This window comes from Pseudomonas sp. GW460-12-10-14-TSB1, from assembly GCF_017349775.1.
In the GTDB taxonomy this organism is placed as follows: Bacteria; Pseudomonadota; Gammaproteobacteria; order Pseudomonadales; family Pseudomonadaceae; genus Aquipseudomonas; species Aquipseudomonas piscium.
Genome location: NZ_JACNAC010000035.1, coordinates 40,680 through 60,872 on the forward strand (window position 1 = coordinate 40,680; position 20,193 = coordinate 60,872).

At 64.7% G+C, this 20,193-nt stretch carries 19 protein-coding genes; 8 read left to right on the forward strand and 11 right to left on the reverse strand.

The window, feature by feature from the left end:
• Window positions 1-67 precede the first annotated feature (67 nt).
• Entirely contained in the window at window positions 68-655 is a 588-nt protein-coding gene (locus J4D52_RS19685; RefSeq protein WP_025809218.1) for a LysE family translocator, read from the forward strand.
• Window positions 656-882: 227 nt separating this feature from the next.
• On the opposite strand, the gene J4D52_RS19690 is transcribed toward J4D52_RS19685, so the two are convergent.
• The 3 genes from J4D52_RS19690 to J4D52_RS19700 all read right to left on the reverse strand — a co-directional run bounded on the left by J4D52_RS19690 (window position 883) and on the right by J4D52_RS19700 (window position 3,298).
• Window positions 883-1,716, reverse strand: a complete 834-nt coding sequence (locus tag J4D52_RS19690; protein ID WP_102677473.1) for an AraC family transcriptional regulator — start codon at window positions 1,714-1,716, stop codon at window positions 883-885.
• Window positions 1,717-1,761: 45 nt separating this feature from the next.
• Window positions 1,762-2,259: a VOC family protein gene (locus J4D52_RS19695; RefSeq protein ID WP_102677472.1), complete on the reverse strand. Its 498-nt coding sequence runs from the start codon at window positions 2,257-2,259 to the stop codon at window positions 1,762-1,764.
• A 124-nt stretch (window positions 2,260-2,383) separates the two neighbouring features.
• Window positions 2,384-3,298: a LysR family transcriptional regulator gene (locus J4D52_RS19700; RefSeq protein ID WP_102677471.1), complete on the reverse strand. Its 915-nt coding sequence runs from the start codon at window positions 3,296-3,298 to the stop codon at window positions 2,384-2,386.
• A gap of 110 nt (window positions 3,299-3,408) precedes the next feature.
• Here J4D52_RS19700 and J4D52_RS19705 point away from each other — a divergent pair, with 110 nt between their 5' ends.
• From J4D52_RS19705 to J4D52_RS19725, 5 genes are all read left to right on the forward strand, one after another.
• Window positions 3,409-4,254 (forward strand): oxidoreductase, encoded by an 846-nt coding sequence (locus J4D52_RS19705; RefSeq protein WP_102677470.1) that lies wholly within the window; start codon window positions 3,409-3,411, stop codon window positions 4,252-4,254.
• Window positions 4,255-4,442: 188 nt separating this feature from the next.
• Window positions 4,443-4,898 carry a (2Fe-2S)-binding protein gene (locus J4D52_RS19710; protein ID WP_102677469.1) on the forward strand — a complete coding sequence of 152 codons (456 nt, stop codon included), beginning with the start codon at window positions 4,443-4,445 and terminating at the stop codon, window positions 4,896-4,898.
• A 23-nt stretch (window positions 4,899-4,921) separates the two neighbouring features.
• Window positions 4,922-7,069, forward strand: coding sequence for a xanthine dehydrogenase family protein molybdopterin-binding subunit (locus J4D52_RS19715; protein ID WP_102677468.1), 2,148 nt, complete (start codon window positions 4,922-4,924; stop codon window positions 7,067-7,069).
• Between the two features lies 1 nt (window position 7,070).
• A complete protein-coding gene (locus J4D52_RS19720) occupies window positions 7,071-7,649 on the forward strand; it encodes a hypothetical protein (protein WP_102677467.1) in 579 nt (192 codons plus the stop codon).
• 91 nt (window positions 7,650-7,740) lie between these two features.
• On the forward strand, window positions 7,741-8,346 hold the full coding sequence (locus J4D52_RS19725) for a GGDEF domain-containing protein (RefSeq protein ID WP_025809211.1): 606 nt from the start codon (window positions 7,741-7,743) through the stop codon (window positions 8,344-8,346).
• 28 nt (window positions 8,347-8,374) lie between these two features.
• Here J4D52_RS19725 and J4D52_RS19730 read toward each other — a convergent pair whose 3' ends face one another.
• Entirely contained in the window at window positions 8,375-8,845 is a 471-nt protein-coding gene (locus tag J4D52_RS19730) for a MarR family winged helix-turn-helix transcriptional regulator (RefSeq protein WP_102677466.1), read from the reverse strand.
• A 101-nt stretch (window positions 8,846-8,946) separates the two neighbouring features.
• Between J4D52_RS19730 and J4D52_RS19735 the strand changes: the two genes are divergently transcribed.
• Entirely contained in the window at window positions 8,947-9,315 is a 369-nt protein-coding gene (locus J4D52_RS19735; RefSeq protein WP_053278861.1) for an antibiotic biosynthesis monooxygenase, read from the forward strand.
• Between the two features lie 111 nt (window positions 9,316-9,426).
• Here the strand turns inward: J4D52_RS19735 and J4D52_RS19740 are convergent, their stop codons facing one another.
• From J4D52_RS19740 to gloB, 7 genes are all read right to left on the reverse strand, one after another.
• Window positions 9,427-11,037, reverse strand: a complete 1,611-nt coding sequence (locus J4D52_RS19740) for an ABC transporter ATP-binding protein (RefSeq protein WP_102677465.1) — start codon at window positions 11,035-11,037, stop codon at window positions 9,427-9,429.
• A 1-nt stretch (window position 11,038) separates the two neighbouring features.
• Window positions 11,039-12,058, reverse strand: coding sequence for an ABC transporter permease (locus tag J4D52_RS19745; protein ID WP_102677464.1), 1,020 nt, complete (start codon window positions 12,056-12,058; stop codon window positions 11,039-11,041).
• Window position 12,059: 1 nt separating this feature from the next.
• Window positions 12,060-13,133: a microcin C ABC transporter permease YejB gene (locus J4D52_RS19750; protein ID WP_009048701.1), complete on the reverse strand. Its 1,074-nt coding sequence runs from the start codon at window positions 13,131-13,133 to the stop codon at window positions 12,060-12,062.
• Between the two features lies 1 nt (window position 13,134).
• Entirely contained in the window at window positions 13,135-14,988 is a 1,854-nt protein-coding gene (locus J4D52_RS19755; protein WP_102677463.1) for an extracellular solute-binding protein, read from the reverse strand.
• Window positions 14,985-16,814, reverse strand: coding sequence for an extracellular solute-binding protein (locus tag J4D52_RS19760; RefSeq protein ID WP_102677462.1), 1,830 nt, complete (start codon window positions 16,812-16,814; stop codon window positions 14,985-14,987). The genes J4D52_RS19755 and J4D52_RS19760 overlap by 4 nt, the downstream gene beginning before the upstream one ends.
• A gap of 203 nt (window positions 16,815-17,017) precedes the next feature.
• On the reverse strand, window positions 17,018-18,475 hold the full coding sequence (locus J4D52_RS19765; RefSeq protein WP_102677461.1) for a transglycosylase SLT domain-containing protein: 1,458 nt from the start codon (window positions 18,473-18,475) through the stop codon (window positions 17,018-17,020).
• Window positions 18,476-18,574: 99 nt separating this feature from the next.
• Window positions 18,575-19,342: a hydroxyacylglutathione hydrolase gene (gene gloB, locus J4D52_RS19770; protein WP_102677460.1), complete on the reverse strand. Its 768-nt coding sequence runs from the start codon at window positions 19,340-19,342 to the stop codon at window positions 18,575-18,577.
• A gap of 65 nt (window positions 19,343-19,407) precedes the next feature.
• Between gloB and J4D52_RS19775 the strand changes: the two genes are divergently transcribed.
• Entirely contained in the window at window positions 19,408-20,172 is a 765-nt protein-coding gene (locus J4D52_RS19775; protein WP_025809202.1) for a class I SAM-dependent methyltransferase, read from the forward strand.
• Window positions 20,173-20,193: the final 21 nt, after the last annotated feature.

Sequence of the window (20,193 nt, forward strand, 5' to 3'; positions counted from 1 at the left end):
TACACTGAGCGGTCTGCGCACTTACCTTGGGCACCGGACTTTCCGATTGATCCTTTGAAGGTGTGTGATGAGCCTAGTGTTTTCCATGGCGGCCTTTGCGCTAGCCTCTTCGATTACCCCCGGCCCGGTCAATATCGTGGCCCTGAGTTCCGGCGCGCAGTTCGGCTTTCGCGCCAGCCTGCGACATGTCGGTGGCGCGACCCTGGGTTTTGTCCTGCTGCTGGTGCTGATTGGCCTGGGCCTGCACGAGCTGTTGCGGTTGTGGCCGTTCCTGACCCGCGGCATCCAGCTATTCGGGGTGGCCTTCCTGCTGTTCATGGCCTGGAAGCTGGCGCTGGACGACGGCCGGCTGAGCAGCGACGGCCAGGCCAAGGCGCCGTCGGCCCTGTACGGCGCGATCATGCAATGGCTCAACCCCAAGGCCTGGCTGGCCTGCGTCGCCGGCATGGGGGCGTTCGCGGCCAATGGCGAGGCGCTGCTGGTGTGGCAGTTCGCGCTGGTGTACTTCGTGATCTGCTACCTGTCGATTGCCTGCTGGGCCTACGCCGGGACTTTTTTGCGCCAGTACCTGAGCAACCCGAAGGGCATGCGTCTGTTCAACCGCAGCATGGCGGCGCTGCTGGTGGCGAGCGCGGTGTATCTGTTGTTGCCTTGAGCATCTGAGCGGCGTGCCGGGCATTTAGTGTCATGGCTATCGCGGGCAAGTCGGATCGCCGCCCGCTCGCTCCTACAGACCGAATAAGCCTGTGCTTTTGTAGGAGCGAAGCTTGCTCGCGATGAACCTGAGGATCGCGCGGAGTATCAGGTGCTCCACGTCATCGTTGGCGACCATCGCGGGCAAGTCGGATCGCCGCCCGCTCGCTCCTACAAACGGCCGATACCTTATCCGCGATATTGCCCCGGTGTCGCCGCCAGGTGCTGCTTGAAGGCGCGCTGGAAATGCGCCTGATCGGCGAAACCGGCTTCCAGGGCCACCTCGGCGATCGGCTCGCCGTCACGCAGTCGGGTCTGGGCGAACTGCACCCGCTGGTTGACCACGAAGGCGTGGGGCGTCATGCCGTAATGCTGCTTGAAGGCGCGGATCAGGTAGGACGGCGACAGCTCGGCGGCCTGGCAGATTTCCTCCAGCTTCAGCGAACGGGTGCAGTGTTGGCGAATGTAGTCGGCCGCCCGTTGCAGCTTCTGGTTGCTCTCGCGCGGCGGCCGGCTTGCCGGGTTCAGGCGCTGTTGCAGGTCGCTGAAAAACGCCACCGCGGCGCTGTGTTTTTGCAGGACCTCGGCCTGTTCGTCCACCAGCACCTCATACAGGCGATTGAGCCCGGCATAGAGTTCGGGGTCGTCGCTGTGGGGCGTGGAAAAGGCGCGAAAGCCCAGGTCCTGGCTGAACCCCAGCTGGTGCTGCAGATCGGTCAGCCAGGGGGTGTCGACATAGAGCATGAGATACGACCAGGGCTGGTCGTCGATGGGGTTGCAGGCGTGCACTTCGCCGGGGTTCATCAGCACCACGGTGCCGGCGCCGATGCGAAATTGCGCCTGCTCGTGCAGGTAAGTGCTGTGCCCGGCGGTGATGGCGCCGATGGAGAAATGCTCGTGGGCATGCCGGGCGTAACAGACCTTGCGCCCATCGGCGATCGAGCGGGCCTCGATAAAGGGCAGCGCCGCATCGCGCCAGAACTGCGGGGCGGTATCGAGGCTGGGGCTCAAGCTCGGCTTCATCAAAGGCATCCCATCGGCAAGCGTCGGTCTGCGAGTGTATTAGGTCTAGCCGGCGAAGGCTCGCTCCAGCGCGGCGATATCGAGTTTTTTCATCTGCAGCAGGGCCTGCATCACCCGCTGCGACTTGGCCGTGTCGGGGGCGGTCATCCAGTGGTTCAAAGCGCAGGGCACGATCTGCCAGGACAGCCCGAACTTGTCCTTGAGCCAGCCACACTGCTGGGCCTGGGGATCGCCGCCGTAGGACAGGGCGCTCCAGAAATGATCGATTTCCCCCTGGTTCTGGCAGTTGACCTGCAGGGAAACCGCTTCGTTGAACTGGAATACCGGACCGCCGTTGAGGCCGGTGAAGGTCTGCCCATCGAGTTCGAAGGACACGGTCATCACCGAGCCTTCGGGGCGGCCGTGGAACTCGAAGCCGGCCTTGCCGTAGTGGGTGAGGGCGGTGATGCGCGAGTGCTCGAAGACCGAACAATAGAACTGGGCGGCGGCTTCGGCCTGATGGTCGAACCACAGGCAGGGCGTGATGCGGTGAATGTGCGACATGACGGTTCTCCTCGGCGGCTGGTCCACGCTTGAGCAAGCGTAGCCAGCCCGAGGGCGGCCGGGGCTGCCGTAGATCGACAAAGCGCAGCCGGGCGAGGAGTGGTATCGAGCCGGCGCATCCGCCTCAGAATCGCCGCCCTTGCTCGGCTACCCAGGCGTTGGCCATGTCGATAAAGGCGCGCAGTTTCGGCTGGCTCTGGGTGCGGCTGGGAAAGTACAGGTACAGGCCCGAACTCAGCGGTATGAAAGGCTGCAGCACAGACTCCAGGCGCCCGCTGGCCAGGTCGTCGGCCACCTCGAAGTCGCAGGCGTAGGCCAGCCCCTGTCCGCCCCGGGCCATGGCGACCAGCAAGTGCCGATCGTTGACCACCAGCGCGCCCTCGACACCGACGGTGAAATCCCGGCCGTTGCGCCGGAACTCCCAGCGATGGGTCGTGCCCGAGGTGAGGAAGCGAAAGCCGATGCCCTGGTGCCGGGTCAGTTCTTCCGGGGTCTGCGGCCTGCCGGCCCGGGCGAAATAGTCCGGGGAGCCCACCACCGACCATTGCAGGTCCGGGGTCAGGCGCACGGCGACCATGTCCTTTTCGATCGACTCGCCCAGGCGGATACCGGCGTCGAAGCCCTCGCTGACCAGGTCGACTGTGGCATCGTCCAGGGAAATCTCCAGCCTGACGTCGGGATAGGCCGCGCGAAAGCGCGAGACCAAGGGTTCGATCAGCCGCTTGCCGGACAGGCGTGGCGCGGTGAGGCGCAAGGTGCCCATGGGCCGGTCGCGATAGCTGCCCAGCACCGCCAGGGCGTCGCCGATTTCACTGGCGGCCGGGCGCAGGCGGATGAACAGGCTGCTGCCGGCTTCCGTCAGGGCCACGCGGCGAGTGGTGCGCTGGAACAACAGCACCCCGGTACGCCGCTCCAGGGTCTTTACCGCATGACTCACGGCGGTCGGGGTTACTCCCAGTTGGGTGGCGGCGAGGGTGAAACTCTTGTGTTCGGCGACGGCGAGAAACTCGGTCAGGCCGTCGAAAGGGTCTTGGTTCATTGCAAGGCCATTATGAAATAGAAATTCATAGTGCTTGTAGCACGAGGCCATTTTTCCAGCCAATGCGCTTGCGTACCTTGTGTTCACCCACTTCTCACAAGGTACCGATCATGACTTCGCAAACGACTTTCAAACGTGTCTGGCTGATCACCGGGGCTTCCCGGGGCATCGGCGCAAAAATCACCGCCGCGGCCCTGGCCCATGGCGATGCGGTGGTGGCCACTGCGCGCAATGCCCAGTCGCTCATCGAGCGTTTCGGCGCGCAGCCGGGCCTGCTGGCGGCGCAACTGGATGTCACCGACGAGGCCCAGGCCCGTGACGTGGCGCAGATGGCCGTCGAGTATTTCGGCCGTATCGATGTGCTGGTCAACAACGCCGGCTTTGGCCTGCTCGGTGCGGTGGAGGAGGCCAGCGGCGACGAGATCCGCCGGGTCTATGAAACCAACGTGTTCGGCCTGCTCAACGTCACCCGCGGGGTGCTGCCGCACATGCGTGCCGCCCGCAGTGGCCATGTGATCAATATCTCGTCGATCGGCGGTTATCAGTCGGGGCCGGGCTACGGCGTCTATTGCTCGACCAAGTTCGCCGTCGAAGGCCTGAGCGAAGCCCTGCACAGCGAGCTGGCGCCCTTGGGGGTGAAGGTCACGGTGGTCGAGCCGGGCTACTTCCGCACCGACTTCCTCGACGGCAATTCGTTGCTGGAGTCGCCGGCCTCGATCGCCGACTACACCACCACCGTTGGCCAGGTACGCCAGCAGGCCAAGGCCTATAACCAGCAGCAGCCGGGCGACCCGGACAAACTGGCGCAGGCGATGATCGCCCTGGTCGAAGCCGGGCAACCGCCGCTGCGCCTGCCCCTGGGCACCGACACTCTGGGCGCCATCGCGGCGAAGAACGCCTACGTTGAGCAGGAAACCGCGACCTGGCGGGCGCTGTCGGCCTCCACCGATTTCTGATGCTGCGCATCGCTCGGCCGCCTTGTTCGGGGCGGCCTGGGCGTGACCGGCGGTCGCAGAATCCGGCCTGTTCGGCAAACTGCGCTTAGCTGTATGGAAAACCTCGCGGCGCGCGTAGGCCTTCGGCCACGGCGACGCCGCTCCAGGATCCCGTGAATCCTGTCCCCCCTCGGCCTGAGGAGTTCTGCATGTTGACATTCAATATCAATGGCAAAGACCAGCCGCTCGAGGTGCCCGCGGACATGCCGCTGCTCTGGGTGCTGCGTGATGTGGCGCACCTGACCGGCACCAAGTTCGGCTGCGGCATGGCGCAATGCGGCGCCTGCACCGTGCATGTCGACGGCGCGCCGCTGCGTTCCTGCGTGACCCCGGCCGCGGCGGTGGCCAACGGGCAGAAGATCCTCACCATCGAAGGCCTGTCGACGGACGGCTCGCACCCGGTGCAGCGCGCCTGGGCCGAGCTGGATGTGGTGCAGTGCGGTTACTGCCAGTCAGGGCAGATTATGTCGGCCGCGGCCTTGCTGGCGAAGATTCCGTCGCCCACCGACAACGATATCGACCAGGCGCTGTCCGGCAATATCTGCCGCTGCGGCACCTACCCAAGGATCCGCGCGGCGGTCAAACGCGCCGCCGAAATCGGCTGAGTCGGCATTAAGAGGGACAAGGCATGATCACTGCGTCGCGTCGTGGATTTCTCAAAGGGGGCGCGCTGCTCGGCGGCGGGCTGGTGGTGGCGTTCGTCATCCCGGGGGCCAATCGTTTTGCCCGGGCGGCGAGCGAAGAATTCGTGCCCAATGCGTTCTTGCGCATCGCCCCGGACGGGGTGGTCACCGTGGTGCTCGGCCATTCGGAAATGGGCCAGGGCATCTGGACCGGGCTGTCGATGCTGATCGCCGAGGAGCTGGATGCCGACTGGTCGAAGATCCGCGTCGAGCACGCGCCGGCCGCCGCGGTGTATGGCTTGCCGGCATTCGGCGGGATGCAGATCACCGGTGGCTCGACCTCGACCTGGATGGAGTTCGACCGCTATCGCCAGGCCGGCGCCGCGGCCCGCCAGATGCTGATCGAGGCGGCGGCCAAGCGCCTGCAGGTGGCGCCCTCGACCCTGCACACCGAGCAGGGCTGGGTGGTGGCCGGGAAACAGCGCCTGAGCTACGGCGACCTGGCCAACGACGCCGGGCAGTTGCCGGTGCCGGACCCGGCTTCGCTGCGCTTGAAGGAGGCCAAGGACTGGCGGTTGATCGGCAAGCCGACCAAGCGCCTGGACACCCCGGAGAAAATCACCGGCCGCGCGCAGTTCGGCATGGACATGTATTTCGACGGCCTGCTGACCGCCGTGGTCCTGCGTTCGCCGGTGTTCGGCGGCACGCTCAAGTCCTTCGATCCCCAGGCGGCGCTGGCGGTGCCTGGGGTGCTCAAGGTGCTCCAGGTGCCCACGGGCGTGGCGGTGGTCGCCGAGCATTACTGGGCGGCCAAGCAGGGGCGCGACGCGCTCAAGGCCGAATGGGACCTGGGGCCGAACGCCAACATGAGCAGCGAAGGCCTGATGCAGAGCTTTCGCAAACTGGCGCTGACCCCCGGGACCAAGGCGGCCGAGGCTGGCGATGCGACCGGGAGCATGGCCAAGGCGACCCAGGTGATCAAGGCCGAATACAGCGTGCCTTACCTGGCTCATGCGCCGATGGAGCCGCTCAACTGCACGGTGCGCATCGGCGCCGACAAATGCGAGATCTGGACCGGCACCCAGTTCCAGACCCTGGACCAGATGGTCGCGTCGAAGATCACCGGGCTCAAGCCGGAACAGGTGCAGATCCACACGCAATTTTTGGGCGGCGGTTTCGGCCGCCGGGCCAACCCCACCTCGGACTTCGTCAGCGAAGCGGTGGAGGTGGCCAAGGCCGCCGCAGCCCCGGTGAAAACCGTCTGGTCGCGGGAAGACGATGTGCGCGGCGGCTATTTCCGTTCGGCGTTCCTGCATCAGGCGCAGGTCGGCCTGGACGCCCAGGGCCTGCCGCTGGCCTGGCAGCATGTGCTGGTGGGGCAGTCGATCATGGCCGGCACCTCGTTCGAGGCCAGCTTCGTCAAGAACGGTATCGATAACACCTCGGTCGAGGGCCTGGCGGATGGGCCTTACCTGAAGGGCACGCCGAACCACAGGGTCGACCTGCATTCGCCGATGACCGGCATCACCGTGCTGTGGATGCGCTCCGTGGGCCATACCCATACTGCGTTCGTCGTCGAGTCGTTGATCGACGAGATGGCCGACGCGGTGGGCAAGGACCCGGTGGAGTACCGCCGCATCTTGCTCAAGGATCACCCGCGGCACCTGGGCGTGCTCAACCTGGCGGTGGAGAAGGCGAGTTGGGGCAAACCCGTGGCCAACGGGCATGCCTTGGGTGTCGCGGTGCACGAGTCCTTCGGCAGCTATGTGGCGCAGGTGGTCGAGGTGTCTCAGGAGGCCGAGCGGATTCGCGTGCACCGGGTGGTCTGCGCGGTGGATTGCGGCATCGCGGTGAACCCGCAGAGCATCGCCGCGCAGATGGAGTCGGGCATCACCTTTGGCCTGGGCATGGCCCTGCACAGCCGCATTTCCTTCAAGGATGGCCGGGTGGTGCAGTCCAACTATCACGACTTCCAGGTGTTGCGCCTGAACGAGATGCCCCAGGTCGAGGTGCATATAGTCGCCAGCACCGACAAACCCGGCGGTATCGGCGAGGCGGGCGTGCCGCCCACGGCGCCGGCGGTGGCCAACGCGGTGTTCGCCCTGACCGGCCAGCGCCTGCGCGAGTTGCCGCTGCAACTGGCGGGGGTGTGAGATGAAACGCCACCTGTTCCTCGGCGCGCTGATCCTGGTCGGCCTGGGCGGTTATGCCTCGGACCTGTTCGCCGCCGATGAGCCGGCGCTGGCGGCGTTCGCGACGGTGCAGAAGGTGTTCCAGAGCCCACGCTGCCAGAACTGCCACATTCCCGGGGATGCGCCGTTGCAGTTCGACGCCGGCACGCCCCATGCCATGGCCGTGGTCCGTGGCCTGGACGGCAAGGGCGCGGCGGGGCTGCCGTGCGCCACCTGCCATGGCGCAAGCAACCCGCCGGCCAGCTACGGCCCGCACATGCCACCGGGGGCGCCGCACTGGAGCCTGCCGCCGGCGGCGCACAAGATGGCCTGGATCGGCCTGCCGGCCGACCGTCTGTGCCAGATGATCAAGGACAAGGCCAGCAACGGCGACCGTGACTTTGCCGCGCTGATCAAGCATGTCAGCGAAGACAAGCTGGTGCTCTGGGGCTGGAACCCCGGCGGCAACCGCGCGTCGGTACCGGTGCCCCACGAGGTGTTCGTCAGCCAGTTCAAACTCTGGGCCGAGGCGGGCGGACCCTGTCCGGCGGTCGGAAGTTGACGCCAGGGGCCCCCAGGGAGGGCTGGTTGCGGGGCAGGTGTAGGCCTCGGCAACTAAGCTCTATAGGTGATTCCCGCCAATGGAGTGTGCGATGTTTTCCCCAGACAAGCCTGTCCAGGCACCGGATCAGGTGCCATCCCCGGAGGCGGACGACCCGTCCCGGCAACTGTTGCGCGATCAGAACCGCAGGGCCGAGCAGGAGCTGGCCGCGGTGCAGGTAGCCAACCTCGATAAACTGACCCTGCTGCCCAACCCCCACGGCTTTGCGGTGCTGGCCGGCGATGCGTTGCAGGCCTGCAAGGACCTGAACTGCCCGGCGACCTTGCTGCTGTTCGATCTCGACGATATCTACCGTATCGCCCGTGCTTACGGGCCGGACGAAGGCGAGGCGGCGCTGAAGACCTTCGCCGACGGGCTGCGCATCGCCTTTCGCGAAAGCGACGTGGTCGGGCATCTGGAGTACCAGCGTTTCGCAGTGCTGCTGACCGGCTCGGAACGGGTGGAAAAACTGGCGATCATCACCCGTCTGCAGGCCATCCTCGACGAGCGCACGGCCACCCAGCAGTGTATCTACGACATCTGCTTCAGCATCGGCCAGATCGAGTTCGATCCGGCCAGGCCGGTCGATGTGGAAACCTTGCTGGCGGATGCCGACAAGTCCATGAGCAGGCCTGGCCTCGGGCCGTTGAAGGCGTGATGCCGGACCGATATCGCAATACGGCTGGTCATTGCTCGGTGTCTGTCTGCCCTTGAAGCCTGTTGCGCAGCTCGGTGATCACGCGCAGGGCCGTTTGAATGTCTTCAACCTCAAGTCCGGCCGACAGGTCGTTGACCAGCGGGGTGTACAGGCGGATGGCCTCGTTGAAGGCTGCCGTACCCTTGTCTGTCAGCGTCACGAGCTGTGCGCGCCGGTGATGCGGGTTGGGCTGGAATGTCACCAGCCCTTCCTTCTCCAGATCGTTGACGATGCGCTGGACATTCTGCCGGTTGGCCTCCAGGTCCCGCGCGAGCCAGGCGACCGGCTGCGGGCGCTCCGCCGCCACGATCGCGCCCAGAATCTGCCAGCGGGCGCTGGTCAGCCCGAGGGGCGCGACTATCCGGTCGCCCCAGGCCAGCGTCAGGTTGCTGGCCCGGAACATACTCAGAATGAAGTCGGTCAGGGCAGCCCCGGCCGGGGTGGGTTCAGGTTCGTGCATAACGTCGTTATCCAGACAAAGTGATTCTTCAGGGATATTGACATCATGATGTCAATATCGCAATGTGGTTACGAATTCAGCCCTCACACCTGGAGCTTGCCATGCCTCTCATTCGCCCCATGGACCCCGCCTTTCCGATCGACCGCCAGATCACGCTGGAAGCCTCGCCGGTCATCCTGATCAACGTCTTCACCCTGGACCAGGCCGACGAGCCGACCTTCCTGCAGGCCTGGCAAGACGATGCCAGCTTCATGAAGCAACAGCCGGGTTTCATTTCCACACAGCTGCATCGCGCCATCGGCGAAAGCCCGACCTATCTCAATTACGCGGTCTGGGAGTCCAACGCGCATTTCCGGGCGGCCTTCGTGCATCCGGAGTTCAGGGCCAAGCTTTCGCACTATCCGTCCTCGGCGGTCGCTTCCCCGCATCTGTTCCAGAAGGTCGCGGTACCGGGCATCTGCGTCGCCTAGGCAGTCGATACCTGGCCCAGGTGGTTGCTGCCGTGAGGCGCCTGCCGGCCACTGCTGCATCCGCGCTCGGCCTGCTGGCCGTCGCCCGGTGACAGCAGGCAAAACTCACACTCATGCCTCGCTGGCCGGCGCCAGGAAGGCGGCCTCCAGCAACTGCCGGGTGTAGGGGTGCTGCGGCGCGGCAAAGATATTCTGCGCGTCGCCCTGTTCCACCACCTGGCCATGCTTGACCACCATCAACTGGTGGCTCAGGGCCTTGACCACCGCCAGGTCGTGGCTGATGAACAGGTAGGTCAGGTTGTACTTGGCCTGCAGCTTGCGCAGCAGCTCCACCACCTGGCGCTGCACGGTTCGGTCGAGGGCCGAGGTCGGCTCGTCCAGCAGGATCAGCGCCGGCTTGAGCACCAGGGCGCGGGCGATGGCGATGCGCTGGCGCTGGCCGCCGGAGAACTCGTGGGGGTAGCGGTGCCGGGTTTCCGGGTCCAGCCCCACTTCCTTGAGCGCTTCGATGATCGCCTGTTCCTGCTCGGCGGCGGTGCCGATCTTGTGGATGCGCAGGCCTTCGCCGACGATCTGGCTCACGCACATGCGCGGGCTGAGGCTGCCGAAGGGGTCCTGGAACACCACCTGCATCTCCCGGCGCAGCGGCCGCACCTGCTGCTGCGACAGGCAGTCCAGCTGCTTGCCTTCGAAGCGGATGGCGCCCTTGCTGCCGATCAGCCGCAGGATCGCCAGGCCCAGGGTGGACTTGCCCGAGCCGCTTTCGCCGACAATGCCCAGGGTCTGGCCCTGGGGCAGGCTGAAGTTGATGCCGTCCACCGCCTTCACATGGTCGACGGTGTGGCGCAGCAGGCCTTTCTTGATCGGGAACCAGACCTTCAGGTCCTCGACCTGCAACAGCGGAGGGCCGATCACATTGGTCGCCGGCTTGCCGCTGGGTTCGGCCGCCAGCAGTTCGCGGGTGTAGGGATGCTGCGGCGCGCGGAACAGCTCTTCGCAAGGCGCCTGCTCGACGATGCAGCCGCGCTGCATCACACAGACGCGGTGGGCGATGCGCCGGACCAGATTGAGGTCGTGGCTGATCAGCAGCAAGGCCATCCCCAGGCGTGCCTGCAGTTCCTTGAGCAGTTCGAGGATCTTCAGTTGCACAGTGACGTCGAGGGCGGTGGTCGGCTCGTCGGCGATCAGCAGCTCCGGCTCGTTGGCCAGGGCCATGGCGATCATCACCCGTTGCCGCTGGCCGCCGGACAGCTCGTGGGGCAGGGCCTTGAGGCGCTTGTGCGGCTCGGGGATGCCCACCAGTTCCAATAGCTCCAGGGTGCGCTGGGTGGCGATCTTGCCGGTCAGGCCCTTGTGCAGGCCCAGCACCTCGTTGATCTGCTTCTCGATGCTGTGCAGCGGGTTGAGCGAGGTCATGGGCTCCTGGAAGATCATCGCGATGCGGTTACCGCGGATATGGCGGATGGTCTTCTCTTTCTGGGTCAGCAAATCCTGGCCGGCGTACTGGATGGTCCCGGACGGGTGGCGGGCCAGCGGGTAGGGCAGCAGGCGCAGGATCGAGTGCGCGGTCACCGATTTGCCGGAGCCGCTTTCGCCCACCAGGGCCAGGGTTTCGCCGCGCTTGATGTCGAAGCTGATGCCCTCGACCACCCGTTGCTTTTGTTCGCCGACGACAAACTCGACGGCGAGGTCGCGGACTTCGATCAGATTGTCCTGATTCATCTCATTTCCTCGGGTCGAAGGCATCGCGAGCGGACTCGCCGATGAATACCAGCAGGCTCAACATGATCGCCAGCACGGCGAAGGCACTGATGCCCAGCCACGGCGCCTGCAGGTTGGATTTGCCCTGGGCCACCAGTTCGCCCAGGGACGGCGCGCCGGGCGGCAGGCCGAAACCGAGGAAGTCGAGGGCGGTCAGGGTGCCGATGGCGCCGGTGAGGATGAACGGCATGAAGGTCATGGTCGAGACCATGGCGTTGGGCAGGATATGGCGGAACATGATGGCGCCGTTCTGCATGCCCAGGGCGCGGGCGGCGCGCACGTATTCCAGGTTGCGCCCGCGCAGGAACTCGGCGCGCACCACGTCCACCAGGCTCATCCAGGAGAACAGCAGCATGATCCCCAGCAGCCACCAGAAGTTCGGCTGCACGAAGCTGGCGAGGATGATCAGCAGGTACAGCACCGGCAGCCCGGACCAGATCTCCAGGAAGCGCTGCCCGGCCAGGTCGACCCAGCCGCCATAGAAACCCTGCAGCGCCCCGGCGATGACGCCGATGATCGAACTGAGGATGGTCAGGGTCAGGGCGAACAGCACCGACACCCGGAAGCCGTAGATCACCCGCGCCAGCACATCGCGGCCCTGGTCGTCGGTGCCCAGCAGGTTCTCCGCCGAGGGCGGCGCGGGAGCCGGGACCTTCAGGTCGTAGTTGATGCTCTGGTAGCTGAAGGGGATCGGCGCCCACAGCACCCAGGCGTCCTTGGCCGCCAGCAGTTCGCGGATGTACGGGCTCTTGTAGTTGGCCTCCAGGGGGAACTCGCCGCCGAAGGTGGTTTCCGGGTAGCGCTTGAGCGCCGGGAAGTACCAGCTGTCGTCGTAGTGCACCACCAGCGGCTTGTCGTTGGCGATCAGCTCGGCGCCAAGGCTGGCGCCAAACAGGATCAGGAACAGCCACAGCGACCACCAGCCGCGCTTGTTGGCCTTGAACAGTTCGAAGCGCCGGCGATTGAGGGGGGACAGGTTCATCTCAATGCTCCCGGCTTTCGAAGTCGATGCGTGGGTCGACCAGGGTGTAGGTCAAATCGCCGATCAGTTTCACCACCAGCCCCAGCAGGGTGAAGATGAACAGGGTGCCGAACACCACCGGATAGTCGCGGTTGATCGCCGCCTCGAAGCTCATCAGGCCCAGGCCGTCGAGGGAGAAGATCACCTCCACCAGCAAGGATCCGGTAAAGAAGATGCCGATGAAGGCCGAGGGGAAACCGGCGATCACCAGCAGCATGGCGTTGCGGAACACATGGCCGTACAGCACGCGGCGCTTGGTCAGGCCCTTGGCCCTGGCGGTGATCACGTACTGCTTGTTGATCTCGTCGAGGAAGCTGTTCTTGGTCAGCAGGGTCATGGTGGCGAAGTTGCCGATCACCAGGGCGGTCACCGGCAGGGTCAGGTGCCAGAAGTAGTCGAGGATCTTGCCGCCCCAGCTCAACTGGTCGAAGTTGTTCGAGGTCAGGCCGCGCAGCGGGAACCAGTCGAAATAACTGCCGCCGGCGAACATCACGATCAGCAGGATGGCAAACAGGAACGCCGGGATCGCGTAGCCGACGATGATCGCCGAGCTGGTCCAGACGTCGAAGTGGCTGCCGTGGCGGGTGGCCTTGGCGATCCCCAGGGGGATCGACACCAGGTACATGATCAGGGTGCTCCACAGCCCCAGGGAAATGGACACCGGGAGTTTCTCGCGGATCAGGTCGACCACCTTGGCGTCGCGGAAGAAGCTGTCGCCGAAATCCAGGGTGGCGTAGTTCTTGATCATGATCCACAGGCGTTCCGGCGCCGACTTGTCGAAGCCGTACATCTTCTCGATTTCCTTGACCAGGGCCGGGTCCAGGCCCTGGGCGCCACGGTAGCTGGAACCGGCCACCGAGACTTCGGCGCCGCCGCCGGCGATGCGGCTGGTGGCGCCCTCGAAACCCTCGAGCTTGGCGATCATCTGTTCCACCGGGCCGCCGGGAGCGGCCTGGATGATCACGAAGTTGATCAGTAGGATGCCGAACAGGGTAGGGATGATCAGCAGCAGTCGCCGCAGAATGTAAGCCAGCATCTTATTGCTCCACGCCGGCGGGGGCGGCCTGCGAGTGGGTGTCCGGGATCACGGCCGGCTTGGCGTCGGGCTTGATCCACCAGGTCTGGATGCCGATGTCATATTTGGGCGAGACCTTGGGGTGGCCGATATGGTCCCAGTAGGCCACGCGCGAGGTCTTGATGTGCCAGTTGGGAATCACGTAGTAGCCCCATTGCAGCACCCGGTCGAGGGCGCGGGCATGGGCCACCAGGCTCTTGCGCGAGTCGGCGTTGATCAGGTCTTCCACCAGGGCATCGATGGTCGGGTCCTTGAGGCCGATGAAGTTGCGGCTGCCGGGGTTGTCGGCGCTGGAGGATTTCCAGTATTCGCGCTGCTCGTTGCCGGGCGAACTCGATTGCGGGAAGCCGCCGACCACCATGTCGAAGTCCCGCGAGCGCAGGCGGTTGATGTACTGGGAAACGTCGACCCGGCGGATCACCAGGTCGATCCCGAGGTCCGCGAGGTTGCGCTTGAACGGCAGCAGCACGCGCTCGAACTCGGTCTGGGCCAGCAGGAACTCGATCACCACCGGCTTGCCCTGGGCGTCGACCATCTTGTCGTCGACGATGCGCCAGCCGGCTTCCTGCAACAGCTGGTAGGCCTGGCGCTGCTGGGCGCGGATCATGCCGCTGCCATCGCACACCGAGGGCTGGAAGGCTTCAGTGAAGACCTGGTCGGGGATCTTGCCGCGCAGCGGTTCGAGGATCTGCAGTTCGTCGGTGTCGGGCAGGCCGGTGGCGGCCATTTCCGAGTTCTCGAAGTAGCTGCGGGTGCGGGTGTAGGCGCCGTTGAACAGTTGCTTGTTGGTCCACTCGAAGTCCAGCAGCAGGCTCAGGGCCTTGCGTACCCGCACGTCCTGGAACAGCGGGCGGCGGAGGTTGTAGACGAAGCCCTGCATGCCGGTGGGGTTGCCGTTGGGGATCTGTTCCTTGATCAGCCGGCCTTCGGTCACGGCCGGGATGTTGTAGGCGTTGGCCCAGTTCTTCGCGCTGGTCTCCAGCCAGTAGTCGAACTGGCCGGCCTTGAGGGCTTCCAGGGCCACGGTGTTGTCGCGGTAATAGTCGGTGGCCATGACGTCGAAGTTGAACTGGCCGCGGTTGATCGGCAGGTCCTTGCCCCAGTAGTCCTTGACCCGTTCATAGCGCACCGAGCGCCCGGCCTTGACCTCGATCACCTTGTACGGGCCGCTGCCGAGGGGGATTTCCAGGTTGCCCTTGGAAAAGTCGCGGTGTTCCCACCAGTGCTTGGGCAGTATCGACAGCTGCCCAAGAATCAGCGGCAGTTCGCGATTGTTGGTGTGCTTGAACTTGAACAGCACCTTGAGCGGGTCTTCGGCGATCACGTCCTCGACGTCGGCGTAGTAGCCGCGGTACATCGGCGCGCCGGCCTTCATCAGGGTCTGGAAGCTGAACACCACGTCTTCGGCACGGATCGGGTGGCCGTCGTGGAAGCGCGCCTCGGGGCGCAGGTAGAAACGCACCCAGCTGTTGTCCGGGGCCTTCTCGATCTGCCCGGCGATCAGGCCGTACTCGGTGAAGGGTTCGTCCAGGCTCTGGCGCATCAGGGTGTCGTAGATCAGGCCGATATTGTCCGCCGGCACGCCTTTGTTGATGAACGGGTTGAGGCTGTCGAAGCCACCGAAACCGGACTCGCGGAAGGTGCCGCCCTTGGGCGCGTCCGGGTTGACGTAGTCGAAGTGCTTGAAGGTCGCCGGGTACTTCGGCGGTTCGTTGTACAGGGTCAGGGCGTGTTGCGGGGCGGCCTGGGCGAGGCAGGCGATTCCCGTCAGCAGCACGCCGCCGGCCCACGGGAGCAGGGCACGCAGGGGCATCATTGGGCTTTCTCCAGGGACTTCAGCCACCAGGCGCTCAGGCCCAGTTGGTAGGGCGGCGTGGTGACGAAGGCGAACCGGTTGCGGTACGCCAGACGATGATAGTTGAGGTACCAGTTGGGGATGATGTAGTGCTGCCACAGCAGCACCCGATCCAGGGCCCGACCGGCGGCCAGTTGCTCGTCGCGGCTGTGTGCGGCGAGCAGGTGTTCCAGCAGGTGATCGACGATGGGGTTGTCGATGCCTGCATAGTTCTTGCTGCCCTTGACCCCGACCTGGCTGGAGTGGAAGTACTGCCATTGCTCCAGGCCCGGGCTCAGGGTCTGGTTCAGGGTCATGAGGATCATGTCGAAATCGAACTGGTCCAGGCGCTGCTTGTACTGCGCCCGGTCCACGGTGCGCAGGCGCGCGTCGATGCCGATGCTGGCCAGGTTCTCGACGTAGGGCTGGAGGATCCGTTCCAGGTTCGGGTTGACCAGCAGCAGCTCGAAGCGCAGCGGTTGCCCGTTGCTGTCGAGCAGGCGCTGGCCGTTGAGCTTCCAGCCGGCTTCGGCGAGCAGGCCCAGGGCCTGGCGCAGGGTCGCCCGCGGGATGCCGCGGCCGTCGGTCTGCGGCAGGCTGAAGGGCTGGGTGAACAGGCTGGCGGGCAACTGCTCGCGGTAGGGCGAGAGCAGCAGCCATTCATGGCCGACCGGCAGGCCCGTGGCAGAGAACTCGCTGTTCGGGTAGTAGCTGGTCGCGCGTTTGTAGGCGCCGCTGAACAGGGTGCGGTTGGTCCACTCGAAGTCGAGCATCAGGCCCAGGGCTTCGCGCACCTTGCGGTCGGCGAAGATCGCCCGGCGGCTGTTCATGAACAGGCCCTGGGTCTGGGTCGGGATCTGGTGCGCCACCTGGGCCTTGATGATGTCGCCGCGGTTGATCGCGGGGAAGTTGTAGCCGTTGGCCCAGTTCTTCGCCTGGTGTTCGATGTAGATGTCGAACTCGCCGGCCTTGAAGGCTTCGAAGGCGACGTCGCTGTCACGGTAGAACTCTACCGCGACCTTGTTGAAATTGTTGAAGCCGCGATTGACCGGCAGGTCCTTGCCCCAGTAGTCCTTGACCCGCTCGAACAGCAGCGAGCGCCCCGGTTGCACCCGGATGATGCGGTAGGGGCCGCTGCCCAGCGGCGGCTCGAAGGTGGTGGCCTTGAAGTCGCGGTCTTTCCAGTAGTGCTGCGGCAGCACCGGCAACTCGCCCAGGCGCAGGATCAGCAGCGGGTTGCCGGAGCGCTTGAAGACGAAACGGATGCGCTGCGGGCCGAGGATGTCCACCCGCTGCACTTCCTGCAGGTTGGTGCGGTATTGCGGGTGGCCTTCCTTGAGCAGCAACCGATAGGAAAACGCCACATCGTAGGCGGTGATCGGCTTGCCATCGTGGAAACGTGCCTCGGGGCGCAGGTTGAACACCACCCAGCTGCGGTCTTCGCTGTATTCGACGGAGCGGGCGATCAGGCCGTAGCTGGAAGTCGGCTCGTCGCCGGACGGCGCGTACTGGCCGGTGCCGACCATCAGCGGCTCGTTCAGCTCGTTGACCCCGTATTGCAGGAAGTTGGGCGTGGAAACCGGGCTGCTGCCCTTGAAAGTGTAGGGGTTGAGGGTGTCGAAGGTGCCAAACGCCATGACCCGCAAGGTCCCGCCTTTGGGCGCGGCGGGGTTGACCCAGTCGTAATGGGTGAATTTGGCGGGGTACTTGAGCGTGCCGAACTGCGCGTAACCATGACTTTCAGTGATCGTTGCGCTTGCGGGAAAGCTCAAGGCCAGACTGATTAGGGACAGGAGGAGGGGACGCATCAAGGCAGAGATCCGATCCAGGCGGCTTGGGCTTTGTGCTCCGTACAGTAACAGCTTGTATCGACAGGAAAAAGGCCGCCCTCCGAAGGCTCTGTTACGGCCCTGAAAAAAAAGATCGCGGCCCCTGGCAGCGCCTGTGCCGGATGTTGAGATTCATCCGTGGGCGTTGCCGGGAACCGCGATCTTTTTCGATCCAGCCAGCCTTAATGAGGCAGGTAGACGGTCAGCATCTGGCCTGGCTTGAGGGCCTGGCCGGCGCGGGGATTCCAGCGCTTGAGGTGTTGCATCTCGACGTTGAAGCGCTTGGCCACCATGTACAGCGAATCGCCTTGCTTGACCTTGTACTGGGTCGACTTCTTGTCGGCGCTGGCGACCATGGTCTTCTTGCCGGAGGCCTTGGCGCTGGTTTTGCTGCTGGCCTTGGCTTTGCTGGTGTCCTGCATGACCAGGGTCTGGCCGACCTTGAGCTGCTTGCCGCTCAGCTTGTTCCAGCGTTGCAGGTCCTTGACGTCGACCTTGTTGGCCTTGGCGATCTGCGACAGGTTATCGCCCCGCTTGACCCGGTAGTTGCGTTTGGCCTGGGCCATTTCGCGACTGTCGGCACCCTCGAACACTGGCTTGAGCGAACGCTGGCTGATCAGTTCCTCGGGCTTCATGGTCGACAGGCTGGCGCTCAGCAGCTGCGCCTTGGACGTCGGCACCAGCAGGTGCTGGGGACCATCGATGGTGGTGCGCTGCTTGAAGGCCGGGTTGAGCTGGAACAGCTCGTCCTCGTCGATATTGGCCACCGCGGCGACCTTGGACAGGTCCATGCGTTGGTTGATCTCGACGACCTGGAAATAGGGTTCGTTGGCGATCGGGTTCAGGTTGACGCCATAGGCTTCGGGCGCCAGCACCACCTGGGACAGGGCCAGCAGCTTGGGCACGTAGGCCTGGGTTTCCGACGGCAGCGGCAGGTTCCAGTAGTCGGTGGGCAGGCCGAGCTTCTCGTTGCGCTCGATGGCCCGGCTGACCGTGCCTTCGCCGGCGTTGTAGGCCGCCAGGGCCAGCAGCCAGTCGCCGTTGAACATGTCGTGCAGGCGGGTCAGGTAATCCATGGCCGCGGTGGTCGAGGCGGTGATATCGCGACGGCCATCGTAGAAGCGGGTCTGGCGCAGGTTGAAGGAACGACCGGTGGACGGGATGAACTGCCAGAGGCCTACCGCGTCGGCCCGGGAATAGGCCATCGGGTTGTAGGCGCTCTCGATCACTGGCAGCAGGGCCAGCTCCAGCGGCATGTTGCGTTCTTCAAGACGCTCGACGATGTAATGGATATAGAGGCTGCCGCGTTCGCTGGCATTCTCGAGAAACGATGGATTGCTGGCGAACCACAGGCGCTGCTGTTCGATGCGCGGGTTGACGCCGATGCCTTCCTGCAACTGGAAACCTTCGCGCATGCGCTCCCAGACGTCCTGGGGCAATTGCGGGCTGGGTTTTTCATTCAGCCAGATGGGTTTCTGCTTGATGCGGGCGTTGAAATTCTGGGTGTGCGAAGCGTCGGTTTGCGGGACGTGGCTCGTGCTTTGGCAGCCCGCCAGGGTGGCGGACACAGCCACCGCGATGGCTTGAGCCAACCGCGTCAATGCGTCTGAATTGATGGATTTACGAATAGATGACGACATTGGCTGGAAGTAAGTTCCGGGCAAAAATGTCGGACGATTCTAGAAAGCGCACCCGGTGAGGTCAACCATTCAGAATTTTCGTACCAACAGGCAACCCGCTTAGAACTTATCTTTCCAAGCCCGCAAGGCAGCAAAAACCGCACTCTGAGCCCGGTTATCGAGGCCGTTCCGTTCGTCCGCTTTTTGTTTAACGGATGTTTCACCGGTACGCAGGAAGGGATTGGTGAGTTTTTCCAGGGCCAGGGTGGAGGGCAGGGTCATTTTGCCGTTTTCCCGTAGTTCGCTGACCTTTTGCAGGCGCTCGGCGATGTCCGGGTTGTCCGGTTCCACCGCCTGGGCAAAACGCAGGTTGCTCAGGGTGTATTCGTGGGTGCAGTACACCAGGGTGTCTTCGGGCAGCGCGGCCAGGCGGCTCAGGGAGTGGTGCATCTGCTCCGGCGTGCCCTCGAACAGGCGCCCGCAACCGGCGGCGAACAGGGTGTCGCCACAAAACAGCAGGCCGTGATGGTAGTAGGCAATGTGCCCCAGGGTGTGCCCGGGCACCGCATAGATGTCGAAGTCCCAGCCAAGGATGTTGGCCTGGTCGTTGTCGTTCAGGGCCACGTCGCGCCCTGGGATGTTTTCGTTGGCTGGGCCCCAGACCTTGGCGCCGCTGGCTTTTTTCAGCTGTTCGATACCGCCGACGTGGTCGTGGTGGTGATGGGTCACCAGGATATCGCTCAACTCCCAGCCCGGATGCCGGGCGAGCCAGGCCTGTACCGGTGCGGCGTCACCCGGGTCGACCACCGCGCAACGCTGATGGCGATGGTCCTGTAACAACCAGATGTAGTTATCGGTGAACGCGGGCAGGGCACTGATCTGTATCATCGTTGGAGTCGCCAAGCGGAAAACATTGGCGCATCTTAGAACTTCTTGGCGGGTTGGAGAATGCAATGACCGATAAAGCGTTCGCTCAGGCCGATCCTGACTGGCTGGCTCTGATCAGTGCCGCCCGTGAGTGGCTGTCGGGGCCACTGGGGCAATTTCTGCTGGATGAAGAACGGCGCATGCTCGACGACGAGCTGGGGCGCTTCTTCGGCGGCTACCTGGTGCATTACGGCCCGTCGGCGCAAACCCCGCCGGCGGCGCCCCAGGTACAGCGCAATGTACGCCTGGGCGCGCCGTTGCCCGGCGTGGAGATCGTTTGCGAAGAGCAGGCCTGGCCGCTCAGCGAGCACGCCGCCGATGTGGTGGTGCTGCAGCATGGCCTGGATTTCTGCCTGTCGCCCCACGGCCTGCTGCGCGAAGCCGCCAGCGCCGTGCGGCCGGGCGGGCATCTGTTGATCATCGGTATCAATCCCTGGAGCAGCTGGGGCCTGCGGCATGTGTTCGCCCATGACGCCTTGCGCAAGGCGCGTTGCATTTCGCCGTCGCGGGTCGCCGACTGGTTGAACCTGCTGGGTTTCGCGCTGGAGAAACGCCGCTTCGGGTGCTATCGTCCGCCGCTTGCCTCGGCGGCCTGGCAGGCTCGGTTGGCCGGCTGGGAGCGCAAGGCCGGTGACTGGCAACTGTCCGGCGGCGGCTTCTACCTGCTGGTGGCACGCAAGATAGTGGTCGGCCTGCGCCCGGTGCGCCAGGTACGCCGCGAGCCGATGGGCAAGCTGGTGCCGCTGCCGATGGCCAAGGTCAACCGCCGGCACAGCGAACCCCCTCTTTAATTCAGCCGGGCCGAATCTGCC